This is a genomic window from Butyrivibrio sp., from assembly GCF_017940685.1.
GTDB lineage: Bacteria > Bacillota > Clostridia > Lachnospirales > Lachnospiraceae > Butyrivibrio.
The window spans coordinates 1-8,125 of the sequence record NZ_JAGAYD010000094.1; the positions used below are offsets into that span (position 1 = coordinate 1).

An 8,125-nucleotide genomic window follows, 5' to 3' on the forward strand; every position below is an offset into this window, starting at 1 on the left:
AACGTGATCAGCATATTTAAGGATATAAAGAGTGAAGAGCAAAAAGACACAATTTCTGGAGCAGCCTTAAGGACAAGAGGCCTTTCACTTAATGCTTCCTTCTCTGGAACTGGCCACAACGACGAAACCAGGATCATGAGAACTGGTGATACCAGACTTTACATCTTTGAGCGTATTTAACTTTGACTTACTTTGGGAGGACTAAGACATGTCTAGAAACGATAGGGAAAACCGTGGAAAAGTCATTATTCGAACCAGTATCATAGGGATCATCACCAATGTGCTTCTGGCGGGATTTAAGCTGGTTGTAGGCCTTATTTCAGGCTCTATCGCAATTGTGCTGGATGCGGTCAACAACTTAAGCGATGCGCTTTCATCGGTCATCACCATAATCGGGACAGCCCTTGCTGGTAAGGCTCCTGATAAAAAGCATCCCTACGGCTATGGAAGGATTGAGTATCTTAGCGCCATGGTCATATCCATAATCGTTATGTATGCTGGCGTTACCTCCCTTATTGAGTCAGTAAAATCAATACTCCATCCAGAGACAGCAAACTACACCACAGTTACTCTTATTATCGTAGCTGTAGCTGTTGTAGTTAAGCTTCTTCTTGGACAGTTCTTTATCAATACTGGTAAAAAAGTATCTTCAGATTCCCTGGTGGCTTCCGGAACAGACGCAAGGTTTGATTCCATTATTTCTGCTGCAACCTTAGTGGCTGCTGTGATCTTCCTTGCTACAGGTCTTTCCATAGAGGCTTACCTTGCGGCAGTAATTGCGATTGTGATGATAAAATCTGCCATGGAGATGCTAAGAGACACCATCAGTGAGATCCTGGGTGAGAGGATAGACCCGGCTCTTTCTACAGAGGTCAAAAACACCATTAAGTCTGTGGAGGGCGTTCAGGGTGCTTACGACCTTATCTTTTCAGACTATGGACCGGACAGAGTGCTGGCTTCAGTTCATATCGAGATCCCTGATACCTTTACAGCGGACAAGATAGATGAGATAACAAGGCAGATCCAGGACAAGGTCTATTTAGAACACAACATTTCTCTTATTTCCATCGGAATTTATTCAGTCAATACCAAGGACGAGGACACCATCGCCATGAGAACAGCGATCTCCAAGGCAGCAACTGCCCATAAAGAGGTGCTTCAGATGCATGGCTTCTTTGTGGATTTTGTGAGGAAGGTCATCCGTTTTGACCTGGTGATCGACTTTGTTCCAGGCAACCACGACATTTTCAAGGATACGATAAAAGAGATCCAGGCTATGTATCCTGAGTATCAGATAGTTGCAAACATGGATGTCAGTTACAGCGATTAAGATTAAAATGTGATAAAATTATCTTGAAGTAATCTGACGAGTTTGTGTGCAGAGGGATAACAATGAAAAAGAAAAGCGTAACAGCCGGTCTTTTGGCATTTGTAATTGCACTTGCAGTCACATCCTGTATAGCGGTATTTTATCTGGTAACTACATCAAGTAACAGACGGGAGAGAGCACAGTTTATCGCTGATTCTATCGCAAGCAATATCCAGTCTGAGATCCAGAGGCGTGAGTACGTGACCAGAATGCTGGAGATCCAGGTCCAGGGCAGTAATGGCATCATAACAGGAGAAAACTTCCAGATCATAGCTGATGAAGTCTTCAATGACTACCTGGATGTCATCGATATTACTCTTGCTCCTGATGGAATAGTCAGATACAAGTATCCTTTGGACAACGGAATTGCAGAGAGGGAGAACCTCTTTGAAGACAGCGCAAGAGGCGTATATGCTGACTACAGCAAGATGTCAGGAACCTCAGTTATCATTGCACCCACTATTTTAGCGGATGACAGCTATGGAATTATCATAACAAGGCCGATATATACATCAGAAGAGGTATCTGATGAGAGTTTTTGGGGCTTTGCTTCAGTAACCTTAAGCCTTTCAAGATTTCTTTCTGCTGTGGACCTTAAGGGCCTTGCAGAGAGCAACTACGAATACAAGATCATCGGTAATAATGCGATCACCGGTGAAGACAGGATAATTATTGAGTACTCTGAAAAAGAGCTTCAGTCCCCTGTAGAATCCATGGTCAGCACTGTGGGCGGTGGCTACTGGATACTGGCTATAGCTCCTATGGATCACTGGATGAATCTTCCAGAGATACTGTCAGTTCTTTTGATAGCAATCGTTATAAGCGTCCTGACAGCAGCCTTTGTAACTGCCTATATTTCCCTTAAGGAGGCAGCAAAAGAGCTGGAGATATTGTCCTACAGAGATGCTCTTACAAACCTCAATAACCCAAGAAATTACCATGAGCACATGGAAGAACTCTCCAAGAAGAAACTTCCTTACGGACTTATATTTATGGACCTCAACGACTTTAAACAGGTCAATGATACCCACGGACATGAAGCGGGCGATGAGCTGTTAAAGATTGTTGCCAAGAGGCTTCAGAACAGCATTAGAGAAAAGGACAAGGCCTTCCGTATCGGCGGCGACGAATTTGTTGTCGTTATCCACGGAACTCATGATACCAAGTTTTATGAGAGTGTCATTGACAGAATGAGGCAGAACGTGGCCAGAGACGTGGTGCTGTCGGAGTCTGGGGTTACTCTGAAGGTATCCATAAGTGCAGGCTATGCAAGATGTCCTGAGGATGGAGTCAAGTTCGAAGACGTAGTTAAGAAAGCCGACGAGCTTATGTACGAGAACAAGAGGAAGCACAAGGCTGCAAAAGCAGCGAGAGGAGAGAAATCCTACAGATAAAATCATATTAATCGGAGCATGTAAATGGCGGGAGGAAGTTTAGACACAATCAATCGAATCTTTGACACCTTTGCGGTAACATCACGAAGCCGCTATGTCTATGTCTATGACATGGACAAGAACATAGCAAGGTGGTCGTCCAATGCAGTGGATTACTTTGGGCTTACGGGGGAATATATCTACAACGCGTCTTCTGTGTGGGAAACCAGAATCCATCCTGATGACAAGGATAAGTACATAGAGTATTTAAGCGTTGTTTATTCTGGGAAAAAGACAGATCCCAATTTTGAATACAGAGCTAAGAACAAAAACGGTGAATATGTGATCTGCGCCGCAAGAGGCGTTGTTATCAAGGACTACGCAGGGCGTCCTGCGTATTACGCCTGCTCTATCATCAACAAGGGTATCGTAGATAACAACGATCCGATAACTCTTTTGCCTAACCAGTACGAGATGCTGAACTTCATGAGACAGCTCAAGGCAGCGAAAAAAGATTACTCCATCCTGATGATCAATTTCATCGACTTTGGTGATGTCAACAGGCGATATGGCTATATGACTGGTAACGCTATTCTTAAGACCACTGCATCCAAGCTCCTTGAAGAGGGCAGAGGCCAGGGAAGGGCCTTTAGAGGCGAGGGCACAAGGCTTGCCTTTATCACAGATACCATGGCCATAGATGACATCAAGAAGTTCTATGGCAGGATGAGAAGCTTTACAAGGGAGTCCATGATCATAGCTGGAAACAAGGTAACAGCTGAGATCGCAGGTGGTATGATAGTCTGCACAGACCTTAAGGTTGATGAGCATTCTCTTTACACCAGTGCCAAGTACGCCCTTGATTATTCCAAGAATCAGAAGCACGGCAATCTTATCATTTTCCACAATGATGAGCTTGATAACAATAAGAGCAGCATTGAGCTGGTTGACGAAGTAAGAAACAGTGTAATAAACGGATTTGAAGGCTTCTATCTGGAGTATCAGCCAATTGTGGCTGCATCAGATGGTCGCCTTGTTGGCATGGAAGTGTTCCTTAGATGGCACAAGGAGCCTTACGGCGATGTATCACCTTCAGAGTTTGTGCCATGGCTTGAGCAGGATCCGGTGTTCTACCTTCTTGGCAACTGGATACTGGAAAACGCTCTAAAGGATGCACTTGAGATCAGAATGAACAACAGGGATTTTTACCTTAGTGTAAACCTTGCGTTCATGCAGCTTGAGAGATCAGAGTTTAGAACAACTCTTTTGGAGATCTTAAGAAAGACCGGTTATCCTGCAACGGGACTTTGCCTTGATATGACAACGTCCAGCAGGCAGTTGTCTGTGGAGCACTTAAAGAGCCAGATCGAGTTCCTTAAGTCCTGCGGTATCAAGATCGGTCTCGACTGCACAGATTTTGCATCTCTTGACCTTGTAAAGAGTCTTCCTATCGACCTTATCAATCTTGTACCATCACTAACAGGTCCTATCACAGAGAACCTGACTGTGAGATACATGATAGAGGCCGTCACCTCTTTTACCCACAGACTTGGAATAAGAACCGCATTCCTTGGTGTTGAGGATGAGGAGAAGGCCCAGATTGCCAAGAGGTATCCAATCTCAGACCTGATGGGCTACTACTACGGAAGACCCTGCAGGATAGAGGAGTTTAAAAAGCTTGGCTTTTTTACGAACAACTAAGCCAGCTGGAGGAATAGATGAGCAGACTTTTCAGGTACATTCAAAATGACGACGTTCTTAAGTCTTTTCTTGAGTTCAGGGATACCCTGCTAAAGCAAAGACCTGTTGTCATTGCGCGCCATGGGGACTATTCTCTGTACCTTAAGACCATATCTGATGACGAACTTGGACTTACCATTGAAAATACTGCTAAACACAAGGTGATCCAGGACAGGACCTACAACGTCAAAGACACCACAGACGCCCTGGTTTCAAGGGGAGTAAGACACGCCTGCCAGAAGATGGCTGAGCTGTCTGATGAGGACGTCAACAGAAGAAGGCTCCAGATCTGGAAGTGGTACGTTATCGACTGGCAAAAAGAAAACGCCAGCAATTCCAGGGAATTCGTGGAAAAAGAGCTCAGCTGGGATGAAGAGATCATCAAAGCTGAGGAAAAGATAATGGACATGGAGTCCTTCCTTCACAGTGATTATCTCAACCTTGGAAATACCATATCTCTTATAGAGAGGTACATGGCTGAGGACGAGGACCACAAGGAGCAGTTCAAGCGCTTTGCAATCAACGACATCATGGAGATGACAAGCGAGGATACCAAGGAGAAATCTCTGGTGGAGGCCGAGAAAGAAAGGGCAGAGGAGGGTATGAAAAAGCATACCTACAGATTCACCGTAACTGTGGAGGCCACAGACCGTGAACATGCCAGAGCCGCGCTACTTAGCTATCTTGCCGGGGATGAACGAATTAAAATTCAGAAATAATAAACATTTTAGAAAGATTATTTCATAAAATTTTAATGATTTAACGGGGCAAAGTATCTTCTATTTACCGCCATAATCATATATAATGTACCCATTAAATGAAACTTTGTTGTGAAACCACAATAGGTTGAGGGGCCTAAAATTTCACAAGTCACTTCATTTAAAATCTTATTTCTTATGAGCATGGAGGAAATAGAATATGAGACGTTCCGCGAAGAGCAGACAGACAGTCAGCCAGGGCACAATCGCTATCATGGCAGACGCAATCAAGGCAAAGGAGCAGAACCTTTCATACGGAAAGTTTAAGGCACTTGACCTTCTTGGAGCTGGAAGTATGTTGGACGAGGATCAGACATCTGAGTATGCAGTGTACTCTTCAAGCCTCGTTAGAAAGACAGAACACAATGAAGAGAAGAAGGCTGTAGCCTTCGTAAAGATAAGAGCTTAATAAGTGACTGACAACTTCATATAGTTTATAATAAGGACATGTGGCGACAAGCTGCATGTCTTTTTATTTGTGATCTTATGCGCAGAGCATTTTTATCTTAAATCATTGACAGGAGGGGCATATGGAAGTAAAAGACGTAATTTCTAAAATGACGCTTCAGGAGAAGGCAGCTATTTTGTCCGGAAAGGATTTCTGGCACACGGAAGGCGTAGAAAGGCTTGGGGTGCCTGAGTTCATGATGTGTGATGGACCTAACGGTCTTCGTAAGCAGGAGGGCGTAACTGACCACCTGGGACTTAATGGCAGCATTAAGACTGTCTGTTATCCAACAGCCAGCACAGTTGCATCAAGCTTTGATGTGGAAATGGCAAAAAAGCTGGGACAGATTCTTGGAAAAGAGTGCCAGAGAGAAAATGTAAGTATGCTCCTGGGACCTGGTCTTAACATGAAAAGAAGCCCCGTCTGCGGAAGAAACTTTGAGTACTACTCAGAGGATCCATACCTTGCAGGCAAGATGGCAGCAGCCTATGTTCAGGGCATCCAGTCTGAGGGCGTTGCAGCCTGCCCCAAGCATTTTGCAGCCAACAACCAGGAATACAGGCGTATGTCAGGTAACTCCATTGTGGATGAGAGAACTCTTCACGAGATCTACCTTACAGCTTTTGAGATCATGGTAAAGGACTCTCACCCCAAGTCCATAATGTGTGCCTACAATCAGCTAAATGGCACTTACCTCTCCGAGAATAAGTACATGTTAACTGATGTGCTCCGTGATAAGTGGGGATTTGACGGCTTTGTGGTAACCGACTGGGGCGCAGGCAAGGATCCAAAAAAAGGCGTTGAAGCAGGCCTTGACCTTGTGATGCCAGGACCAAGAAAGGACCACGAAGAAGCAATCGTTGCTGCCGTAGAAAACGGAGAACTCAAGGAGTCCAAGGTTGACGAGGCGGTTGCCCATATCTTAAATGCCCTTAACTGGACACTTGAGAATAAGAAAAACGTAGGACCATCCACAGAGGCCACCAGATGCCAGGACTATGCTTTTGCAAAAGAGCTTGCTGAGAACGGCGCTATTTTGCTTAAGAACGACAACAAGGCTCTTCCTTTAAAGGACGACAAGAAGATCCTCTTTATAGGTGAATTTGCCAAGAATCCAAGATATCAGGGCTCTGGTTCATCCCATATAAACAGTGCCTTTGTTTCAAATGCCTATGACAGCGCAATAGCTTCAGGAAAAGATATTTCTTTTGCCATGGGCTATGACACAAAGTGTAAGGACATCAAAGACAGCTACATTTTAAGGGAAGAAGCTCTTGAGGCAGCAGAGGAAGCTGACGAGATCGTGATATTTGCTGGGCTTCCTGCATCCTACGAATCTGAGGGCTTTGACCGAAAGGATATTTTCCTTCCTCCCGAGCAGGACAAGCTCATTGACCAGCTTTCACACCTTGGAAAGAAGACAGTGGTTGTAATGCACAACGGCTCTCCAGTTGCCATGCCATGGATAGACGGCGTGGATGCTGTTCTTGATATGCAGCTTGCCGGAGATGCAGTGGGAGATGCCACGGTAGCTCTTTTGTGGGGAGATGTTAACCCTTCAGGAAAGCTTTCTGAGTCCTATCCGTTTAAACTTTCAGACAACCCAAGCTTTCTTAATTTCCCGGGAGACGGCGGAAATCCAGTATATGCTGAGGGCGTTTACATCGGATACAGATATTATGAGAAAAAGAGACTTCCAGGCCTCTTTGCATTTGGCCATGGCCTTAGTTACACAGAGTTTGAGTATTCAAACATCACAGTTGATAAGGATAATGCCACAGATGAGGATACAATAGAGGTTTCTGTTGACGTCTGGAATGTTGGAAGATATAAGGGAAAAGAGGTAGTTCAGCTCTATGTAAGTCCTGAAAACAGCAAGATCTCAAGGCCCTACAAGGAGCTTAAGGGCTTTACAAAGGTAGAGCTTGAATCCGGCGAAAAGAAGACTGTGACCTTTAAACTCGACGCAAGAGCCTTTGCCTACTATGAGACCAGGATCCACGATTTCTATGTTGAGAGTGGCGATTATAACATCATGATCGGAGCTTCAACAATAGATATCAGACAGACAGTTAAGATCCATGTTGAGAGCTCTTTAGAGCTTCCAATGACTTTTGACCACTTTACACCTATAGAGGATATTCTCGATACTAAGAAGGGACAGATGATCCTTGGACCTGTTCTTCAGAAGATAGGCGAGGGTATGGAGAATCAGGAAGACGACGGCTCCATGGGAGAAGGCGGAGCTGAGATGATGACCAAGATGATCATGGAAATGCCGATAATCAACCTGGCATCCTTCGGAATTCTGACCACTGAACAGGTGGACGGAATCCTGTCACAGCTCAATAACTGACAAGACACGGGGACTGTTTGCTGACACGGGGACGGTTCTACTGTCAGGTTTTATCAAAATAAAACCTGACAGTAGAACCGT

The 8,125-nt window shown here is 44.7% G+C and carries 7 protein-coding genes; all 7 read left to right on the plus strand.

Annotated elements, in window-relative coordinates:
• A partial coding sequence (locus J6I68_RS05995; RefSeq protein WP_292218490.1) for a hypothetical protein occupies positions 1-180 on the plus strand: 180 nt, incomplete at its 5' end.
• A gap of 28 nt (positions 181-208) precedes the next feature.
• Positions 209-1,330 (plus strand): cation diffusion facilitator family transporter, encoded by a 1,122-nt coding sequence (locus J6I68_RS06000; RefSeq protein WP_292218493.1) that lies wholly within the window; start codon positions 209-211, stop codon positions 1,328-1,330.
• A 62-nt stretch (positions 1,331-1,392) separates the two neighbouring features.
• Positions 1,393-2,763: a sensor domain-containing diguanylate cyclase gene (locus J6I68_RS06005; RefSeq protein WP_292218494.1), complete on the plus strand. Its 1,371-nt coding sequence runs from the start codon at positions 1,393-1,395 to the stop codon at positions 2,761-2,763.
• Positions 2,764-2,787: 24 nt separating this feature from the next.
• Positions 2,788-4,443, plus strand: a complete 1,656-nt coding sequence (locus tag J6I68_RS06010) for a sensor domain-containing phosphodiesterase (protein ID WP_292218496.1) — start codon at positions 2,788-2,790, stop codon at positions 4,441-4,443.
• A 17-nt stretch (positions 4,444-4,460) separates the two neighbouring features.
• The gene (locus tag J6I68_RS06015; protein WP_292218499.1) at positions 4,461-5,201 is read left to right on the plus strand and encodes a hypothetical protein; all 741 of its coding nucleotides are present in this window, start codon (positions 4,461-4,463) and stop codon (positions 5,199-5,201) included.
• A gap of 199 nt (positions 5,202-5,400) precedes the next feature.
• On the plus strand, positions 5,401-5,649 hold the full coding sequence (locus J6I68_RS06020) for a hypothetical protein (RefSeq protein ID WP_292218502.1): 249 nt from the start codon (positions 5,401-5,403) through the stop codon (positions 5,647-5,649).
• Between the two features lie 121 nt (positions 5,650-5,770).
• On the plus strand, positions 5,771-8,044 hold the full coding sequence (locus tag J6I68_RS06025) for a glycoside hydrolase family 3 C-terminal domain-containing protein (protein ID WP_292218504.1): 2,274 nt from the start codon (positions 5,771-5,773) through the stop codon (positions 8,042-8,044).
• Positions 8,045-8,125 lie beyond the last annotated feature (81 nt).